The following is an 18,708-nucleotide window of genomic DNA, read 5'->3' as shown; positions in this document are numbered from 1 at the left end:
ACTCGATGAACCACCAGCCGCCCGGCCCGCCTGATCCGCGGCGCCGGCCGACTCCGCCACCGACGCCGCCACGGCCACCGCGAAGTGGCCGTCCGCTCCCGCCGCCCGGCGCGCGTCCACTGCCGCCGCACGGTGGTCCGCCGGTGCCGCCGCCGAACCGGCCGGGCCCCGGTGGTGGCCCGGTTCCGCCCGGCCGCCCTGGGCCGCAGGGTCCCGGCAGGCCGCCGATCCCGCCGCCGACGCCGATCCCGCCGCCGTACCGGCCGGGCCCGCCGAGCGGCGGGATACCGCTGCCGCCACCGGGCGCGGCTCCGCTTCCGCCGCCGCGGATCGGCGCCCCGGTCCCGTTCCAGCCCGGCGCTGTCGGCCCGCCACAGCTTCCCTACGGCCCGCGTTTCACGCAGCCGGCGTTCACGCCCTATGGCGGATACCGCGCCAAGAAGTCGAACGGCGGGGTCATCGCGGCCGTCGCGATCGTGGCCGTGATGGCGGTGATGGGCGGGCTGATCATGGTGATCGCCATCGCGAACAGCGGTACGCGCCACACCGCCGACGCCGGATACACGACCGGCGCCTACCCGACCACGTCCACTTCGGACTACTCGACGACGACCACGTCCAGTGACACGTCGACGACGACCGCCACCAGCTCGCGTGATTCGACCGCCACGCGCGGGACGTCGACCGGCTCGACCCGCGAGACCTCGGCCAGCCGGGCGCCGTCCGGCCCGCAACCGCAGCACAAGCTGGCGGACAACCCGCTGTGGCTGAACACCGACGTCGGCCTGCCGAACCAGGCGTGCAACCTCTCGCGCTGGGGGAACAACCCGAACGCGGCGTCGGCGTTCTTCGAGAGCGCGCGGCCTTGTCTGGACAGCGTGTGGCAACAGGTCATGAACTACACGAAACTGCCGTTCCGGGTCCCGACCGTGAAGTACCCCTCCGGCAAGAACTGGTCGAGCCCGTGCGGTGACGCCAGCAATGGCGCGGTGGCGGCGTTCTACTGCTCGCAGAACGAGACGCTGTACATGCCGTACGAAGGCCTACAGGTCGACCAGTACGGCAACCGGCCCGGGGTCTACCTGGCCGTCTTCGCCCATGAGTACGCGCACCACATCCAGGCGCTTTCCGGTATCTCGGACGCCTATTGGGACGCACGGTACGAAGCGGGCACCGACTCGGCGGCGGGTCTGGAGATGTCGCGGCGGAACGAACTCTCGGCGCAGTGTCTTTCCGGGACGTTCCTCGGCTCGACGGTGGGCCGCGGCGGCTCGGTCGACCAGGCGATGTACCGGGACGCGTGGGGATCGCAGGATCGCGGCGACCACAACGGCGGCCCGCGCGACCACGGCTCCGACGCGCACGCCGTCTCGTGGTGGCAGCACGGCGCGCAGAAGAACCGGATGTACCAGTGCAACACCTGGGCGGCGAACTCGTCCGAGGTGTCCTGACACCGAGGCCACCCCTGCCCCGCATTCAGTCCTCTGAATGCGGGGCAAGGGTCAGCCCGGAGGCGCGAAGGGGTTCTCGGGTTCCGGCTCCGGCCGCGTGACCGGCGCGGGAGCGACCGCCTGCGGATACGGCTGTGGGTAGGGCTGCCCCGGCTGGGCCTGCACAGGCGGCACGTATTGCACGACAGGCTGAAGCGGCGCGTGCTGGAGCTTCGCCTGATCCCGCCGACGTCGCTCCGCCAGCACCGCCGACAGGTACGCCCACGACGGCACCCCCGGCGGCACCGGCGCCCCGATCACCGCCGCGACCTGCTGCGCGAGGCCGTACCCGAGAGCCTCGACAGCCTCGGGACGCAGCTCGCTCGTCCGGCTCAAGAACTGGCGGACGGCCAGCGCGAGGTCGTTCGGCAAGCGAGTCAAGTCCAGTTGCGAGGCCCAGTACGCCAGCTCCGGCGGCATCCCGACGTACGGCGTCCGGGCGGCGGGCATGCGTTCGCGGATCACCATGGTGCCGGCGAGGTAGTCGCCGACCCGGCGCCCGTTGGGCGAAAGCAGCGACGTGACGACCGCCACGACGCCGAGCAGCCCCAGCGCCCAGAAGTCGACGAAGAAGCCGGCGAGCCCGCGGACGAGCGCGTGCCGGAACCGGACCGGACCGCCGTCGGTGCGGACCACGCGCAGGCCGAGCGCCATCTTCCCGAGCGTGCGGCCCCGGCTGAGCGTCTCGAAGAGCACGGGGTAGCCGACCATGATCAGCACGAGGGTCACCAGGAACAGGGTCAGCGCCAGCGCTTCGTCGCCGAACGCGGCGACCTGGCTCAGTATCAGCATCGCGACGAACAGCGCGATCAGCTGAAGGGCGACGTCGATCATCATGGCGAGCCCTCGGCTGGCCAGTTTCGCCGCGCGCACGTCCAGGACGACGGCCTCGCCGGTGACGAGTTCGGACTCTTGTTCCACCTGGCAAGCGTAGTGACGAATAGGCTGGGCGACCAAGGACGATCGTCGGGAGGGCTCCGAGTTGGACGTGGACGTGTTCGTCGCCGCGCATCAGGCGGACTGGGACCGGCTGCGCGACCTCGTCGGCCGCGCCGGGAAACTCAGCGGCCAGGACGCCGACGAGCTGGTGACGCTGTACCAACGCGTCGCCACGCATCTTTCGGTCATCCGCTCGGTCGCGCCCGATCCCGCGCTCGTCGCGCATCTGTCCGGTCTGGTCGCGAAGGCGCGCTCCGCCGTCACCGGCTCGCACAGCCCCGCCTGGCGCGAGGTCGGCCTGTTCTTCACCCGGCGCTTCCCGGCCGCGCTGTACCTGAGCAGGCGCTGGTGGCTCGCGTCGGCGGCGGCGTCGATCGCGGTGATGGCGATCGCGGCGGTGTGGATCGCCGGTGACCCGCAGGTACTGGCGTCGCTGGCCTCGCCGGAGGAGTTCAAGGACCTGACCGCGCCGGGCGGGAAGTACGAGACGTATTACTCGTCCGACCCCGCCGGCTCCTTCGCCGCGCGCGTGTGGACCAACAACGCGTGGGTGGCCGCGACGTGTCTGTTCCTCGGCGTGGTGATGGGTCTCCCGGTGATCTACGCGCTCTGGGCGAACTCACTGAACCTCGCGGTCGGCGCGGCGCTGATGGCCTCGGCCGGACGGCTCGACGTGTTCTTCGGCCTGATCCTGCCGCACGGCCTGCTGGAACTGACCGCGGTGTTCGTCGCGGCCGGGACGGGACTGAAGCTGGGCTGGACGGTCATCGACCCGGGACGCCGTTCCCGGACGGCGGCGCTCGGCGAGCAGGGGCGGTCGGTCGTGGTGATGGCGCTCGGCCTGACCGTGGTGTTGCTGATTTCCGGCGTGATCGAGGGCTTCGTGACCCCGTCGGGCCTGCCGACCTGGGCGCGGGTCGGAATCGGCGTAATCGCCGAAATAGCTTTCCTGCTCTATGTGTTCGTGGTCGGGCGTAAGGCCGCGAACACGGGGGAAACGGGCGATGTCGACTGGCGATACGCCGGTGATTCTCGACCGGAGGCGGGCTGACCTGGTCAGCCCCGACCGGGGTCCGCGTGGGCCACTCACCGGCGCCGACGCGCCCGCGAGATCAGAGTCGCCCGGCCGCCTTCAGCGCGAGATACCGGTCGGCCAGTCGCGGCGGGAGGTCCTCGGGAACGGCGTCGACGACCTCGACCCCGTGCCGCGCCAGCCGCGCGGTGACCTGGCGCCGTTCGGCCAGCACCCGCTCGGCCGCGGCGGCGTCGTAGACGGCCTCCGCGTCACCGCGGCCCGCCGCCATGTCGGCCACCCGCGGATCGGCCACCGAGGCGACCACCAGCTGGTGCCGCGAAGTCAGGTTGGACAGCACCGGGAACAGGCCTTCTTCGAGCGGTGCCGCGTCCAGGCCGGTCAGCAGGACGACCAGCGCGCGCCGCCGGGTCCGCCGCAGCACCTCCGCGACCATCCCGCGCGCGTCGGTTTCGACGAGCGACGGTTCGAGCGGTGCCATCGCGTTCACCAAGGTGGGCAGCAGGTCCGTCGATCCCTGGACCGCGGCCTGCACCTGACGGTCGTAGGCGAAGAGGTCGACGCGGTCACCCGCCCGCGCGGCGAGCACGGCAAGCAGCAGCGCGGCGTCCATCGCCGCGTCGAGCCGCGGCGCGTCCCCCACCCGGCCCGCCGAGACGCGGCCGGTGTCGAGGACCAGCACCACGTGCCGGTCGCGTTCGGGGCGCCAGGTCCGCACCATGACGTCGGACGCGCGGGCCGAGGCCCGCCAGTCGATCGACCGGACGTCGTCGCCGATCACGTACTCGCGCAACGAGTCGAATTCCGTGCCCTGTCCCCGGATCAGTACCGCGTTGCGGCCGTCGAGCTGTTGCAGCCGCGCCAGCCGCGACGGCAGATGCTTGCGGCTGTGGAACGGCGGCAGTACCCGCACGGTCCACGGCACGTCGTGCGAACCCTGCCGGGCCGCGAGGCCGAGCGGCCCGGTCGACCGGACGGTGACCCGGACCGCCTGCCGGTCGCCGCGCCGGGTCGGCAGCAGCCGGGTGGTCACGACGCGGCGTTCGCCCGCGGGCAAGGTCAAGCGGTGCCGGTCGTCCGCGCCGGCGCTGGGCGGCCAGGCGTCCCGCAGCCACGCGCGCACCGGGCGGCCACCGGGGTTGGCGACGGTCAGCGTGACCTCGCAGGCCTCACCCAGCCGTACGGACGTCGCACCGGATCGTGCGAATCGCAGGCTCCGCACCCTCCCGGCGAGCAGGAGATCCAGCACCACCAACAGGAACAGGACCGCGGCGGCGAGCCCGATCCCGGCCCACGACGGCAGCAGGAGGCCGACCACCGGCGCCGCGAGGAGCGCCAGCAGCCCGAGCCGCCCGGTGACGGCCATCAGCGTGGAACGGGCACGGACGCGAGGACGCGGTCCAGCACGCCGTCGGCGGTCGCGCCTTCGAGTTCGGCCTCGGGCCGCAGATCGAGCCGGTGCCGCAAAGACGGCCGTGCCAAGGCTTTGACGTCGTCCGGGGTGGCGTAGTCGCGGCCGGCGAGCCAAGCCCACGCGCGTGTCGCGGCCAGCAGCGCGGTCGCGCCACGGGGCGAGACGCCGATGCGCACGGACGGCAGCGCCCGCGTCGCCCGGCAGACGTCGACGATGTAGGCGAGCACCTCGGGGCGCACGGTGACGCCGGCGACCGCGCGCCGCGCCGCGTCGAGTTCGGTGGCCCCGGCGACCGGTTTGATCCCGGCCGCGACCAGGTTCCTCGGGTCGAATCCTTGCGCGTGCCGGGAAAGGATGCCGAATTCGTCCTCGCGCGACGGCGTCGGCATGGTCAGTTTCAGCAGGAACCGGTCCAGCTGCGCCTCGGGAAGCGGGTACGTGCCCTCGTATTCGACCGGGTTCTGCGTCGCGATGACGATGAACGGATCGGGCAACGGCTGGGTCTTGCCGTCGTTGGAGACCTGCCGCTCCTCCATCGCCTCCAGCAGCGCCGACTGCGTTTTCGGCGGGGTGCGGTTGATTTCGTCGGCCAGCAGCAGATTGGTGAACACCGGGCCCTCGCGGAAGGAGAACTCGCCGCTGTGCGCGTCGTAGACGATCGAGCCGGTGATGTCGCCCGGCATGAGGTCCGGTGTGAACTGCACCCGGGTCGTCTCCAGGTCCAGCGCGGCGGCCAAGGCGCGCACCAGCAAGGTCTTCGCCACGCCGGGAACGCCTTCGAGCAGCACGTGCCCCCGGCACAGCAACGCGATGATGAGCCCGGTGACGGCCGCGTCGTTGCCGACCACGGCCTTCCCGACCTCGGCGCGCAACGCGATCAGCGCCGCGCGCGCTTCGGCCGCACCGTCCACATCGGACTGCCCGGGTTGCCCGGCCTGTTCGGTACTCAAGACCGCTCCACCTCTCGTTCCACGACGTCGAGTCCGTCCGCCAGCCGCACCAGCGCGGCGTCGTCGGCGGGCGGATCCCCGTACAGCAGCGCGCCGACCTCGGCCGGTGACCGGCCGGTCCGCGCGGCGACGGATTCCACCAGTGCCGCGGGTTCGGCGTCGCGGGTCAATCCCAGCAACGGCCGAAGCCGCGCGCGGGCCGCCTCACGCAGGGTTTCCCCGGCGTGCGCGGCGGCCTTCGCCTTGCGATACAACCGAGCCCGCCCCTCGGTGGCTTCCGCCGCGCGCACCACGACCGGGATCGGTTCGGTCACCACCGGCCCGAGCCGCCGGGAGCGCCACAGCGCCAACAGGACCACCGCGATCCCGGCCTGCAAGGCCGCGTACGACCAGCCCGCCGGGATCAGTTCGGACAGTGGCTTCTTCTCCGCTTCGAGCGACGGGTCCGCCGGCGTCGGCAGGTACCAGACCAGCCGCTCGTGCTTCCCGAGCAGCCGCATGGCGAGCGCCGCGTTGCCCTCGTCCGACAAGCCTTTGTTGGTCAGCGGTTCGGGAGAACCGAGCACGGTCACCGTCGCTTGTGGACCGGGGACTTCGAGATACGAACCGCCATAACAATCCTGTGCTCGCGGCTGAGTGGCCGCGTACCGCAAGCCACCCATCGTCGCGCTGCCCGCCGCGACGGGATCGGCGGCCTGGCAGTCCGGTGCGCGGGTCTGGACTTCCAGCTGACCGGTCGAGCGCACGCCGGGAAGGATTTCTTCGAGCGTGCCGGGACTCGGCTGGACGAGTACGACGTGCTTGGCGGTCCGCCGGATTTCGGCGAAGGTGTGCTCGGGCAGGTAGGCGGGCTGGGTGATCAGGACGGTCGCGTCCCTGGCGACCCCGTTGGCCTCGGCGGCGGTGCGCGCGATCGGGATCTTGACGCCTTCCCGTTCCAGCAAGGTCGCCAGCGCGCGGCTGCCGCCGGGCTCGTACGAACCCGGTTCGAGGGCGCCGGGCGTCTGCTCCCCTCTGGCGAGGACCACCAGCGTGCCGGTCAGCACGACGAGGAGGATCACCGCGAGCGGAAGCCGCACCCCGCGCCAGATCCGGCGGGCGTCGGGCGAAACCGAGGTCATCCGGCCGCCAGCGCGACAGGCCGGGACCGGCGGCAGCGATCGTCCAATTCGGACAACGACCGGTAGCCGGCCTCGGTGGCGGGTATCCCTCCATAATGGACATCATCGAACAACCGGGCACCGGCGCGCAGCGAATCGGCGACGTCCGGGAGCAGCCGTCCGGCTTCGATGGCGGCCTCGTCGGCCGTCCGGCCGGACTTCTCGTCCAGCAGCGCCCGTTCCTCCAGTGACCGCACCAGGGCACGGAAGAGCTCGCGGACGGCGTCGTCGAAGTCGCCCCGCGCCGCGGCCTCCGCGGCCGCTTTGCGGTGTTCACCGGAAGGCTTGCGCCGTCCGGCGAAGACCGCGCGTTCCCCCTTGGCCGAGGTCGCCAAGGGACCGGACCGCAGCCGGACCACCACGAACAGCGCGATCACCACGACGATCAGCACCACGACGGCGAAGATCCCGCCGGGCACCGCGCTGTCGACGGTGGTGAGGAACGTCAGCAGCTTTTCGACGACCCAGCTGAACGCCTCGGACAGCCAGCTCGGCTTCGCGGCCTGGTAAGCCGGACCCGAGAGTTCCTCGGCCGCGCGCAGCCGCGCGGTGTCCCGGTCGATGTCGACCGGGACCTCGGTGAGGAGCCGCGTCACCATGCCTGCGGCGGAGGCGGCGGCGTGATGCCGGCGGCGCGGGCCAGTTCGATGTCCATGCCCTCGCGGCGCATCCGCTGGTCGATGTAGAGGATCACGGTGACCAGCGCGGTGAACGGCCCGACGATCGTCTGCGCGATCACGGTGCCGACCGACTGCAGGATCAGGTCACCCGTCGAGGGGATGTACACCTGCTGGGGATCGGTGAAGACGGACATGAACGCGCCGAAGCTGAACGGCGTCGTGATGATCATCGCCAGCAGCGACGAGATCACGGTGGCCAGCAGCAGGATGCCGAAGACCCGCCAGAACATCCCCGAGACCAGCTTCACCGAACGGCGGAACGCCTCGCGCACGGTACCGCGTTCCAGGAGCAGCGCAGGACTGGCCAGCGCCCAGAAGGTGAACGGGATGATCGCGGGGATGAGACAGAAGATCGCCGCGACCAGGATCGCCAGCGTGTAGAGCACGGTCAGGCCGAGCAGCGGCAGGAGCCGGGCCGCCGCCTCCTTCACCGCCTCCTTGAAGACGATCGGCTTGCCCAGTGCGGCCTTGCCCATCAAGACGGTCAGGAAGCCGGTGAGCAGCGTCGTCCCGACCATGGTGGCGATGAGGCTGACGAAGCTCACCGCCAGCGATCCGCCGAGCAGGTCCAGCATCTGGTTCAGCAGTTCCTGATCGGTGGCCGCCGGGCCGAGATCGCGGATCCGCTCGAGGTCCTCGGTCGTGTCGACCAGCAGCAACCCGATCAGGTCGATGGCGGCGGTGAGCACGGCGGTCACCGCGGCGGCACCGAAGACCATCCGCCAGTACCGGCGCATGGTCGTGACCGCGCCGTCGAGGATGTCGGTCAGGTTCAGCGGGCGCAGCGGGATGACCCCCGGCCTGCCGAGGCCGACCTTCCAGTTCGGATACTGCTGCTGCGGGGGCTGATACGACGGCGGCGGAGGCGGCGGTGCCGCCCCGGACGGGGACTGCCATTGCTGCTCCGGCGCCGGTGGTGGCGGCACTTCACCGCTGGGCGGTGTCGGTGCGTCCGCCTGCGGCTTCGGCGTCTCGGAACCTTCCGGCCCGGACGGTCCCCCGGTCTCCGTCATGCGACAAACCCCTTACCCGTTCGCGTGGCTTACGCACACTCTTCCAGAGGGCTCGACACCCAGCCAGAGCTGGGGTGACGACACGGATGGGTGACCGCTCGCCTCACCGTGGATACCCTCTGCAGCGAGCACTGGGAGGGGGCGCCGTTAGCTCGTTATGCTGAACATCGGGCCGGGTACCCCCGGTTCGCCCCTAGGACCACCCGGGACCGACTTGATGACGCAACCGCCCCACGGCCAGTGGCCGCCACGCGGCGCCGTCCAGCCACCGCCGGTGCACGGCCGACCCCCTGCCCCGTGGCAGGGCGCGCCACACCAGTTCCCGAAGCCGCCGCGCCGGTCGGCCGGCGCGATCGTCGGGATCTGCCTCGGTGCGGTCGCCGTACTCGTCCTCGGTCTGGTGGCGATCGTTTCACTCAATCGTGACGACAACGATCACGTAGCGAACGCGGGCTACCAGAACTCCCCCGGCCCGACTTCCCCGGCGGCCCTGCCGCCGAGCGGGTCGTCGTCGCCGTCGTCCTCCTCGCCGGATCCGTTCCCGACGTCGCCGACCAGGACGCCGTCCACCTCGAACGGGCCGCAGAAGATCCTCAAGCTCGCCGACCACCCGATGCTCCAGGATCCCAACGCCGGGCTGCAGAACCGCGTCTGCGCGCTGCCGCAGTGGCAGAGCAGCCAGCAGGCGGCCGAAGCGTTCTTCACCGCCGCGGGCAAATGCCTCGACAACGCGTGGGGCCCGTTCCTCGAGGCCTACCGCCTGCCGTTCACCCCGCCCGCCCTGCACTTCCCGACCGGCGCCAGCTTCGACACCGAATGCGGCACGATCCAGGTGGGCATCGCCACGGCGGCGTACTACTGCGAGAACAACCTCTACGTGCCGTTCCGGGGTCTGCAGACCGACCAGTACGGCAACAATCCCGGCGTCTACCTCGCGCTGTTCGCCCACGAGTACGGGCATCACGTGCAGGAGGTCGCCGGGCTGATGGACGCGGCCTGGCAGAAGATCTACGACGCGGGCCAGAACAGCCCGGCCGGACTGGAGATGTCGCGGCGGAAGGAACTGCAGGCGCAGTGCTTCTCCGGGATGTTCCTCGGCGCGCATGTCGACCAGGGCGGCACGGTCAGCCGGGACATGTACAACAAGGCCTGGAACGACCAGGAGACCCGGGGCGACAACACCTCACGCAGCCAGGACCACGGGACGAACGCGCATTACGCGTCCTGGTGGCGGGCCGGCGCGAGCAACAACCGGATCGCCGACTGCAACACCTTTTCGGCTCCGGCCAGCGCCGTCTCCTGACGTCCCGCGTTCAGTCCTCTGGATGCGGTACTTGCGTGTGCAAGTACCGCATCCAGAGGACTGAACGCGGGCTCATGCGGGCGCGAGCCGCCGCGGGCCACGCAGGACGAGGAAGACGTACATCCCGCCGGCGAAGCAGCTGAACACCAGCAGGGCCAGCCCCAGCGGACGCCGTCCGTCGCTGGCTCCGGCCGCCGCGTCGGCCGCGTGCACCGAGACGGCGCTACCCGCGGCGCCGTCCGGGACGACGACCTCGAGCCGCTCGCCCTTGCCGTGCCCGCAGGCGTTGAGCGAGCCCTCCATCGGCCGGCCGCCGAACTCGAACTTGACGGTTTCGGTGGCGCCACCACCCGTACAGGGCACGGGCTGGACGACCTCGGCCTGCACGGTCGTCCCCGGAGTGCCGTTCGTGATGCCGAACAGACCCGGCCCGGCGAGCCAGGCCAGAAAGATCACCAGCAGGCCGACACCGGCCGCCACGGCCAGGGAGTTCCACCCCGGGGTGAGCCCTCTGGCGGGGTCCGATCGCTTGCGCACGAACGCCATGCTTCCAGAACCGGGCGGCAAAACACAGCGAACCCTCCCGGCGGCGAAGGTGATGGCGAAGGTCCCCCGCTACCGCCCGCCGCGTCAGCGCTCGATGGTCTCCGCGGACGTCACCTTGCGGACGTACAGCAGCTTGTCACCCGGCTCGATCGCGTCGGCCTGCGGAGCGTCCACGCGGTACAGGACGCCGTCGCGGACGACGCCGAGCACGATGTCCGACAGATGCCGCGGCGAGCCGCCCTCCTCGGACGGTTCCACCGGGCGTTCGGCGATCGCGAGGCCGGACTCGGGGGTCAGCAGGTCCTCGACCATGTCGACCACCAGCGGCGACGACGTCGCCATCCCGAGCAGGCGGCCGGCCGTCTCGCTCGACACCACGACCTGGTTCGCGCCCGATTGCTTGAGCAGGTGGACGTTCTCCGCCTCCCGCACCGACGCCACGATGTGGGCCTTCGGCGCCAGCTCGCGCGCGGTCAGCGTGACCAGCACCGCGGTGTCGTCCCGGTTCGGGGCGACGACGACGGCCTTGGCCCGTTGCACACCGGCGACCCGCAGCACGTCGGCGCGGGTGGCCGAACCGTGCACGGTCACCAGGCCGAGTGAGGTGGCCGCTTCGAGGGCCTGCTGGTCGGTGTCGACGACGACGATGTGGTCGGGTTCGACGTTCTCGTCCCCGAGCAGCGCGTTGACCGCCGACCGGCCCTTCGTGCCGAATCCGACGACGACCGTGTGGTCACGCACCTTCGTCCTCCACTTTTGGATCTTGAAAGCCTGGCGGGAGCGCTCGGTGAGCACTTCCAGGGTGGTACCGACCAGGACGATGAGGAAGAGCACCCGCAGCGGGGTGATCACCAGGACGTTCACCAGCCGAGCGGACGACGTCGCGGGCGCGATGTCACCGTACCCCGTGGTCGACAGCGACACGGTCGCGTAATAGAGGCTGTCGAGGAGGCTGAGCCCGTCGCCGTTGGCGTCGCGGTAGCCGTCCCGGTCGAGGTAGACGATCAGGACGGTCGCCAGCAGGGCGAGCATCGCGCCGATGATCCGTTTGAGGATCGACCGCAGCGGGCTGACCGTCAGTTCCGGCATCCGGATCACGCCGACGAGCTCGTGGTCCGGGCGGTCGCTCAGCCGGACCGGGAAACGCTTGAGAACCCTCATGCACCGGCTCCGGCCTGGTCCGCGTCATTCACGGTCGGGAGGATAGCCGAAGATCCTCGCCTTCAGCGCGGTATGCGAAGCTCGGGGCATGTCTTCGGAATCCAAGCCGTCGCAGCGGCCCGCGTATTTCCTCGCCGGCCTGCTCGGCACGGCGGGCGTCCTGCACTTCCTCCGGCCGAAACCCTTCGACGCCATCATCCCGAAGCAGCTCCCCGGTTCGCCTCGCGCGTGGACCTACGGCTCCGGCGTCGCCGAGCTGGGGGTCGCCGCCGCGATCGCCGCGCCGAAGACGCGGCGACTCGGCGGGCTCGCGGCCGCGCTGTTGTTCGTCGTGGTCCTGCCGGGGAACGTCAAGATGGCCGTGGACGCCGATCGCCGAAAGGCGCCGAAGCACTGGCGAGCGGCTTTCTGGGCCCGCGTCCCGCTTCAGATCCCGCTCGTGACCTGGGCGCTCAAGGTCCGCGACCGCGCCTGACCCGCGTTTCGTCCTCTAAATGCGGTAGTTGCGCGTGCAAGGACCGCATTCAGAGGACGAAACGCTAGATCGTCGGGACGCGTCGCAGAAGGTTTCGCAAGCCTTCGGCGTCCAGCAGGTCGGCCGGGCGGACGGTCTTGCCGTGTTTCACGTAGTGGAACGCCGCCCGCACCTTCTCGACCGGCACCTTCTTGAGTGCCGCCCACGCCAGCCGGTACGCCGCCAGCTGCACGGCCAGCGGCGCGAGCCGGTCTTTCTCCGGCACCGCGCCGGTCTTCCAGTCGACGACGGTCCAGCCGCCGTCGGCGTCCGCGAAGACGGCGTCCATCCGCCCGCGCACGGTCACGCCCACGACGTCGGCCGAGAACGGGACCTCGACCGCGTGCGGCACCCGGTTCGCCCACTCGCTCTTCTCGAACGCCGTCTGCAGCGCCTCCAGTTCGGAATCCGGCGCCTCGTCGACGTCCGCCGCGCCCGGCAGATCGTCGATCTCCAGCAGCTGATCGCCGCCGAACCGCTTCTCGAGCCAGCCGTGGAACGCCGTCCCCCGGCGCGCATAAGTGTTGGGGCGCACCGGAAGCGGCCGCCGCAACCGCTTCGCCAGCGCGGCCGGGTCCGCCGACAGTTCCACCAGCTGGCTCACCGAAAGATGCGGCGGCAGCACGACCTGCTGCACGCGGTTCTGCGCCCGCGCGCGCTCCTCCAGCAGCACCTTGGTGTCGGAGATCCAGCCGTCCGGATCCTCCTCTTCCTCGACGTCCTCTTCTTCGGCGTTTTCCATGGCCTCGAGCACCATGTCGACACCGTTGGTGACGCCCTCGCGCCGCGGCCACAGCGGATCGACCGGCCACCGCGACCGGCGGGAGTCGGCGACCAGCGGGTTCTCCTCGTCGCTGTCGGGCTCGTCGGCCCAGTGCTCGAGGCGGCCGACCGAGTTCGCCCGCATCACCTCGCCGATTTCGAGCAGGAACTCCGAAGGCCCCTTCGGCCGCGCGCTGCTCTCGTTCCACCAATGCCCGGAAACGAGCAGCGTGTGCTCGGAACGGGTCAGCGCGACGTAGCAGAGCCGACGCTCCTCATCCGCCTCCCGCGCCACGAAGCCTTCTTCGTGCAGTTCCAAGGCTTCCTGGACTTCTTTGCGGTCATAGCCTTCGGAGAGCCGCAGCTCCGGCAGGTCCTCCGAGTCACCGCGCAACGCGGCCGGGAGCGAAGTCGAGGTCCGCAGCCACGACGACGAACGCCGCCTGCCGGGGAAGACCTCCTTGACCAGATGCGGCACCGCGACGATGCGCCACTCCAGCCCCTTGGCCGAGTGCACGGTCAGCACCTGCACCCGGTCCGGGACGACCTCCACTTCGCCGGGGGTGAGGCCGTCTTCCGCGTGCGCGGCGGTGTTCAGGTAGTCCACAAAGGACAAAAGGGTGGCCGTCGGCGAGGTTTCGGCGAAATCGGAGACGACGTCGGCGAACGCGTCGAGGTGCGCGCGGCCCGCCGGCCCGGGACGGGCCAGCGACTCGACGTCGAGCAGCATCGTGCGTTCCACGTCGGCGACCAGTTCGGGCAGCGACTGGTCGAGACGGCGGCGCAAGGCCGAAAGCTCCGCACCCACGCGCCGGATCCGCCGGTACCCTTCCGGTGAATACCGCTCCGGCGTACCGGGATCGTCGATGGCGTCGATGAGGCCCGCCTGCTCGACCCGCTCGGTCACCAGCACTGGTTCGTCCACATCGGACTTCGTGGCCGACGGCTCCGGTGAGGAGAGTTCGCCCGCGCGCCGCCACAGGGCCGCGAGGTCGGCCGCCGCGATCCGCCACCGCGCCCCGGTCAGCAAGCGCGCGGCGGCGCTGCCCGCGAGCGGGTCGGCGAGGACGCGGAGCGTGCTGACCAGGTCCGCGACCTCGGGTTCGTCGAGCAGGCCGCCGAGTCCGACGACCTCGACCGGCAGCCCGCGGGCCCGCATTTCGGCCGCGATCGGGGCCATGTCGGCGCGGCGCCGGACCAGCACCGCCGCCGTGGGCGGTTTCCCGGTCTCCTCCATCGTTTCGAACCAGCGCTTCGCCACCGCGTCGGCGACCCATTCGCGTTCGGCACGGACGTCCGGCAGCAACGCGGAGGCGATGTCGGCCGTACCGGCGCCTTCCAACGCGCGCAGCCGCGCGACGCCGAGACCTCGCTCCCGCAACGGTTCCGAGATGGCGTTGGCGAGTTCCAGCACCTCGGGCGGGTTGCGGAAACTGGTCAGCAGCCCGAAATCAAGGGCCGGGACGAGCCGTTCGCCGTTGTCGCGCGGGAAGTCCGTGGTGAACCTCGGCAGGTTGGCCGCGCTCGCCCCGCGCCAGCCGTAGATGGCCTGCGCCGGATCGCCGACCGCCGTCACCGGCATCGGCGGATGTTCGACGCCGCCGAACAGCGACCGCAGCAGGATGCGCTGGGCGTGCCCGGTGTCCTGGTATTCGTCGAGCAGCACCGCGCCGTACCGGTCGCGCTCCCCCGCGACCACCGCCGGATAGCTGCTGGCGAGCTGCGCGGCCAGCGACATCTGGTCGGCGAAGTCGAGCGCGCCCTCGGCCCTCTTCCGCGCGTGGTACGCCTCGACCAGCGGCAGGAGCGCGAGCCGGAACCGTTGCGCGGTCATGACTTCCGCCAGTTTCTGCGGTAGCGCGGCGCGTTGCCCCTTGGCCCGCGGCGCGTTTTCGATGACCTCGCACAGCCACGAGGTGTACTGCGCGAGCCGTTCCGGTTCGACCAGGTGCTCACCCAGTTCCCCGGCCAGCGCCAGCAACTGCGCCGTCACCGTGGCGGGCACGCGATCGGTGTCGAGGTCATTGTCCCAAGTGGACACCACGCGATGCGAGAACTGCCACGAAGACGTCTCCGAAAGCAGCCGGACACCGGGCTGGACCGGCAACCGGAGCCCGTGTTCGGACAGCAACCGCCCGGCGTACGCGTGATAGGTGAGCACCGTCGGTTCCCCGGCGGTCACCGTCATGCGCAGGTCACCGGTCGGGTCGATCCGGTCGAGCAGCCCCGACCCGACGAGGCGGCGCAGCCGGGTGCGGACGCGTTCACCGAGCTGGCGGGCGGCCTTGCGGGTGAAGGTCAAGCCGAGAACGCGTTCCGGCGGCACGACGCTGTTGGCCACCAGCCATACGACGCGCGCGGCCATCGTCTCGGTCTTGCCCGCCCCGGCCCCCGCGACCACCAGGGACGGCTCGATGGGCGCGGCGATGACCTCGGCCTGTTCGTCGGTCGGGCTGTGCAGGCCGAGCGCGCGGGCGATCTCGCCCGGTTCCACCTGGCGGCGCTGAAGATTCGAGATCAAGGACCGGTCACCTGCCTGCCCTCGGGCCGCAGCGGACAGCAACCCCTTGCCGGGCACCGGTCACAGTCCGGGTTCTCGGTGACCCCGTACTCCGGCCCGGTGGCCGATCCGGCCGCCGAGCGCACCAGTTCGAGCCACTGCTTGCCGCCGTCCTCGTCCAGCGGCGCCTGTTCACGCTGGGTGGAGCCGGTCTTGTTGTTGGACTTCGCGACGTAGACCAGTCGCGCGCCGCCGGGTTTCGAGCCGCCCTCGACCGCGCCGAGCAGCACGGCCAGCTGGTACGCGGCCAGCTGCGGATGCTGTTCGGCGTCCGAGGCGGAGATCGGGACCTTGCCGGTCTTGATGTCGATGACGACCGGGCGGCCGTCCTTGTCCATCTCCACCCGGTCGACGCGGCCGCGCAGCAGCACGCGGACGTCGCTGCTCTCCCCGTCACCGACCGGGAGTTCGACCTCGATGTCCTGTTCGACGCCCGCCTCGATCAGCTCCTTGCGACTGGTTTCCAGCCAGGAGATGAAGTTCCGCAGCATTTGTTCGACCCGCGAGCGCTCGCGGCGCGAGAACCACGGCGCCCCCGCGTCGACCCGCACCCACGCCTCGTCGAGCGCCGCGCGGATCTGCTCGTCACTGCTCCCGCCCGCGACCGCCTGCGCGAGCCCGTGCACCAAGGTTCCGGTGACGGCGGCCAGTTGCGCCGGATCGCTGCCGCCGTGGCGTTCGATCAGCCACCGCAGCGGGCATTTGACCAGAACCTCCACAGTGGACGGTGAGATCCGGATGAGATCGCCCGGTTTGTGCACGGGTTCGCCGGTGGACGGTTCCAGGAGGCCGTACCAGGTGCCCGGATGCGCTCCGGGCACCCCGGCGGCCGCCAGTTTCGCGAGCTGACGGGCCGCGCGCTGCCGCCTTTCCGGCTCGCACGCCTCATCGCAGACGACTTCACGCAGTTCGCCGACGAGTTCGGCGAGCACCAGCGACCGCTCGGCGGGTTTCATCCGCGAGTCGAGTCCACCGTCGTCCGCGCCGTTCTCCTCCAGGTCGTCGATGAACCGCGAGGGCTGCTCATCCTCGCCCGCGACCGCGCTGACCAGCAATGTCTTCCGAGCCCGGCTCGCGGCGAGATAGAACAGGCGCCGCTCTTCGGCAAGGATCGGCGCGGTGGCGGACACCTTTTCGTCGTCGACGCCGGACATGAGGTCCACCAACCGCTCGACGCCGAGCACGGAACCGCGCAACCGCAGATCCGGCCAGCTGCCCTCCTGCACCCCGGCGACCGACACGACCGTCCATTCGCGACCGGCGGCAGCGTGCGCGGTGAGCAGGGAGACGCCTTCGCTCTTCATGGCCGCGGGCGCCAGCGTGTCACCGGCGATGTTCTGCGCGGACAGGTAATCCGCGAACGAGGCGACACTCGCCCTCGGCAATCTGTCGACATAGCGACCGGCCGCGTCGAAGAGCGCGACGATCGCGTCGAGATCCCGATCCGCCTGCGAGCCCAGTGAACCGCCGCGATCGACGAGCCGCAGGAAACGCTGCTCCAGACCGCTGGCCTGCCACAGCTCCCACAGCACCTGCTCGACGCCGTCGCCCCGCACCACGGCTTGGTGCGCCGCGTGCAGCAGGCCACCGACGCGGCGCATCGGCTGCGCTTCGGCCTCCGCCAGGCCGGTGAGGACGTCGTTGGCGCGCAAGGCTTCCACCAGCAACTCGTCGCTGGATCGCTGCCCACCACCGGCGAGTTCCAGCCTGCGCAGGCCGCGGCGCAGCCGCCGCAGAGCGAGCGGATCGGCGCCGCCCAAGGGGGACGACAGCAGCATCTCGGCGAGGTCGACGTCGAGCAGCTCCGGATCGGCGGCGAGCCGCAGCATCGCCAGCAACGGCCGGACGGCCGGTTGCTTCGCGAGCGGCAGCTCCTCGGTCGCCGAGCCGATGGGCACCCCGGCCGCGCGCAGAGCGCGTTGCAGGACAAGGAAAGTACGGGCGGGCGACCGGACGAGCACCGCCATCTCGGACCACGGCACGCCGTCGACGAGATGCGCGCGGCGCAGCTGATCGGCGATCCAGCTCGCCTCGGCGGCCGGTGTCGGCATCAAGCGGACACGGACGGCGCCACCCTCGGCGTCCGGTGCGTCCACCAGCTTGCGCTGCGGTGCCGAACCGGGCAGCACGGAGCCGAGTTTCGTGATCGCCGTGCGGATCACCGGGGCGTGCCGATGCGCGGTGGTCAGCAGGACCGTGCGCTCGCCGTCTTCGTCCGCGTCGGTGAACAGCCGGGGATCCGCGCCGCGGAAGGAGAACACGGACTGATCCGGATCACCCGCGACGACGAACTCGTCGGCCGCGTGCCCGATGAGCCGGATGAGCTGGGTCTGCAGCGGGTCGAGATGCTGCGCGTCGTCGACGAACAGATGCCGGACCCGGCGTTGCTCACGTTCCCGCAGTTCGGCGTCGTCCTCCAGCGCCAGCAGCGCGGAGGTGACGAGTTCCGCCGCGTCCAGGGCGGGCGCGCTCGCGACACCGAGCGCGTTGCCGCCCGCGCCCTGCAGCAGCGTGACCTCTTCGTACTGGCTCCAGAACCGCCCGGCCGCGACCCACTCGTCGCGGCCGCGCCGCCTGCCGAGTTCGACCAGATCCTCCGGGCCCAGTCCGCGTTCGGCGGCGCGGAGCAGGAGGTCCCGCAGTTCTTCGGCGAAACCGGGCACGTTCAGTGCCGGCCGCAGCTGCTCCGGCCAGTCGAGCGCGCCCTCTTCGAGGTCACCGGCGAGCAGCTCGCGGACGACGACGTCCTGCTCCGCGCCGGCCAGCAGCCGGGGCGGCGGGAGGTCGTCGGCCTGGGCCTCCATCCGCAACAGCGCGTACGCGTACGAGTGCACTGTGCGCACGAGCGGCTCACGGATCGTGCGCGGCAGCGGATCCTCTTCCGGGTCGGTGGTGAGCCGATGGGTGATGTCGGCGCGCAGGACGTCGGCCGCCTTGCGTGAGGTGGTCAGGATGAGCACGCTCTCCGGATCCGCGCCCTCGGCGATGCGCCGTGACGCCGCTGACGCCAGCAACGCCGTCTTGCCCGTGCCGGGACCACCGAGGACCCGGCGGAAGCCGTCGGGGGCGGCCAGCAGGCGGCGGGCGCCGGCATCCCACTGGAAGGACGGCGTGCCGGTGACCGGCGTGCGGACCAGCCGCGCGTCGGTTCCTGCCGCTGTTCGCCGCCCGTTCACGCCCACG

At 71.2% G+C, this 18,708-nt stretch carries 14 protein-coding genes; 4 read left to right on the top strand and 10 right to left on the bottom strand.

All coding sequences use genetic code 11. The features are described 5' to 3' along the window. Positions 1–143 precede the first annotated feature (143 nt). Entirely contained in the window at positions 144–1,451 is a 1,308-nt protein-coding gene (locus AVL48_RS30270; protein ID WP_063054155.1) for a neutral zinc metallopeptidase, read from the top strand. A 51-nt stretch (positions 1,452–1,502) separates the two neighbouring features. Here the strand turns inward: AVL48_RS30270 and AVL48_RS30265 are convergent, their stop codons facing one another. Next, a complete protein-coding gene (locus tag AVL48_RS30265; RefSeq protein WP_061990195.1) occupies positions 1,503–2,411 on the bottom strand; it encodes an RDD family protein in 909 nt (302 codons plus the stop codon). Between the two features lie 61 nt (positions 2,412–2,472). Here AVL48_RS30265 and AVL48_RS30260 point away from each other — a divergent pair, with 61 nt between their 5' ends. Next, on the top strand, positions 2,473–3,480 hold the full coding sequence (locus tag AVL48_RS30260) for a stage II sporulation protein M (RefSeq protein ID WP_061990193.1): 1,008 nt from the start codon (positions 2,473–2,475) through the stop codon (positions 3,478–3,480). A gap of 61 nt (positions 3,481–3,541) precedes the next feature. Here the strand turns inward: AVL48_RS30260 and AVL48_RS30255 are convergent, their stop codons facing one another. From AVL48_RS30255 to AVL48_RS30235, 5 genes are read right to left on the bottom strand one after another with little or no spacing between them, the layout of a single operon-like run. Beyond that, positions 3,542–4,828 (bottom strand): DUF58 domain-containing protein, encoded by a 1,287-nt coding sequence (locus tag AVL48_RS30255; protein WP_061990191.1) that lies wholly within the window; start codon positions 4,826–4,828, stop codon positions 3,542–3,544. Further along, positions 4,828–5,787: an AAA family ATPase gene (locus AVL48_RS30250; protein ID WP_061990203.1), complete on the bottom strand. Its 960-nt coding sequence runs from the start codon at positions 5,785–5,787 to the stop codon at positions 4,828–4,830. The genes AVL48_RS30255 and AVL48_RS30250 overlap by 1 nt, the downstream gene beginning before the upstream one ends. 35 nt (positions 5,788–5,822) lie before the next feature. After that, on the bottom strand, positions 5,823–6,947 hold the full coding sequence (locus AVL48_RS30245) for a DUF4350 domain-containing protein (RefSeq protein ID WP_061990189.1): 1,125 nt from the start codon (positions 6,945–6,947) through the stop codon (positions 5,823–5,825). Then, a complete protein-coding gene (locus tag AVL48_RS30240) occupies positions 6,944–7,585 on the bottom strand; it encodes a DUF4129 domain-containing protein (protein WP_061990187.1) in 642 nt (213 codons plus the stop codon). Before AVL48_RS30240 ends, AVL48_RS30245 begins: the two co-directional genes overlap by 4 nt. Further along, positions 7,579–8,679: a DUF7847 domain-containing protein gene (locus tag AVL48_RS30235; RefSeq protein ID WP_061990185.1), complete on the bottom strand. Its 1,101-nt coding sequence runs from the start codon at positions 8,677–8,679 to the stop codon at positions 7,579–7,581. Before AVL48_RS30235 ends, AVL48_RS30240 begins: the two co-directional genes overlap by 7 nt. 217 nt (positions 8,680–8,896) lie before the next feature. Here AVL48_RS30235 and AVL48_RS30230 point away from each other — a divergent pair, with 217 nt between their 5' ends. After that, a complete protein-coding gene (locus AVL48_RS30230; protein ID WP_244162318.1) occupies positions 8,897–9,982 on the top strand; it encodes a neutral zinc metallopeptidase in 1,086 nt (361 codons plus the stop codon). A gap of 72 nt (positions 9,983–10,054) precedes the next feature. Here AVL48_RS30230 and AVL48_RS30225 read toward each other — a convergent pair whose 3' ends face one another. Then, positions 10,055–10,462, bottom strand: coding sequence for a hypothetical protein (locus AVL48_RS30225; RefSeq protein WP_143105029.1), 408 nt, complete (start codon positions 10,460–10,462; stop codon positions 10,055–10,057). A gap of 150 nt (positions 10,463–10,612) precedes the next feature. Next, positions 10,613–11,689 carry a potassium channel family protein gene (locus AVL48_RS30220; protein WP_061990183.1) on the bottom strand — a complete coding sequence of 359 codons (1,077 nt, stop codon included), beginning with the start codon at positions 11,687–11,689 and terminating at the stop codon, positions 10,613–10,615. 88 nt (positions 11,690–11,777) lie between these two features. On the opposite strand from AVL48_RS30220, the gene AVL48_RS30215 reads away from it, so the two are divergent. After that, positions 11,778–12,164 carry a DoxX family protein gene (locus tag AVL48_RS30215; protein ID WP_061990181.1) on the top strand — a complete coding sequence of 129 codons (387 nt, stop codon included), beginning with the start codon at positions 11,778–11,780 and terminating at the stop codon, positions 12,162–12,164. Positions 12,165–12,228: 64 nt separating this feature from the next. Here AVL48_RS30215 and AVL48_RS30210 read toward each other — a convergent pair whose 3' ends face one another. Both AVL48_RS30210 and AVL48_RS30205 read right to left on the bottom strand, forming a co-directional pair. After that, the gene (locus AVL48_RS30210) at positions 12,229–15,486 is read right to left on the bottom strand and encodes an ATP-dependent helicase (RefSeq protein ID WP_061990179.1); all 3,258 of its coding nucleotides are present in this window, start codon (positions 15,484–15,486) and stop codon (positions 12,229–12,231) included. Next, the gene (locus AVL48_RS30205) at positions 15,483–18,707 is read right to left on the bottom strand and encodes an ATP-dependent helicase (protein ID WP_177242384.1); all 3,225 of its coding nucleotides are present in this window, start codon (positions 18,705–18,707) and stop codon (positions 15,483–15,485) included. Before AVL48_RS30205 ends, AVL48_RS30210 begins: the two co-directional genes overlap by 4 nt. Between the last annotated feature and the right edge of the window lies 1 nt (position 18,708).

Source organism: Amycolatopsis regifaucium (genome assembly GCF_001613935.1).
Lineage (GTDB): Bacteria > Actinomycetota > Actinomycetes > Mycobacteriales > Pseudonocardiaceae > Amycolatopsis > Amycolatopsis regifaucium.
The sequence above is the reverse complement of the archived record's forward strand: the minus strand, read 5'-3'. Positions and strand labels throughout refer to the sequence as shown.